Below are 560 nucleotides of genomic sequence, written 5' to 3' on the forward strand. Positions count from 1 at the left end.
TTTGATCGTCCTTTTTTTGCATTAGAGTTGCCGGGGCATGGTCATTCCGAACATCGACCAAAATCCGCTAACTATCATCTCGTCGACAATACGTTGGATGTACTAGCGTTTGTAGACGCCATATGTGAAAACGGTGAGTTTGATATCATTGGGCATTCTTTGGGGGGTATTGTTGCGACACTTATCGCAGCTTCGGTTCCTGAGCGCGTCAAGCACTTGGTGTTGTTGGATAGTTTAGGCCCTTTGACTGATGATATAGAGAATGTGCTGCCTCAACTTAAGAAGGCGGTTAAGCGCGCTGCTGCTTTGCGTCACTCAAAATTAAACACGTACCCGAGTAAAGAGGTAGCAGCAAAGGCGCGAATGTCGGGAGTTGGCAAGATATCCATCGAGGCTGCGCGTACTTTAGTCGAGCGAGGAACACGAGAAGTAGAGGGAGGATACGTTTGGTCTTCTGATCCGCGTCTTTTAGAGCCTTCTCTTCTTAGGTTCTCTGAAGCCCAGGTTGCAGCCATTATGGGCGGAATAGAATGCCCTGTTCAGCTAGTGGTGGGGGAAGA

Annotated in this window: 1 protein-coding gene; it reads left to right on the plus strand. The window is 48.6% G+C overall.

Going from position 1 to position 560, the window contains the following annotated elements:
• The coding region (locus A3750_RS06235) for an alpha/beta fold hydrolase (RefSeq protein ID WP_156498449.1) at positions 1 to 560 on the plus strand (560 nt) is incomplete at both ends.

The organism is Oleiphilus sp. HI0079 (assembly GCF_001635105.1).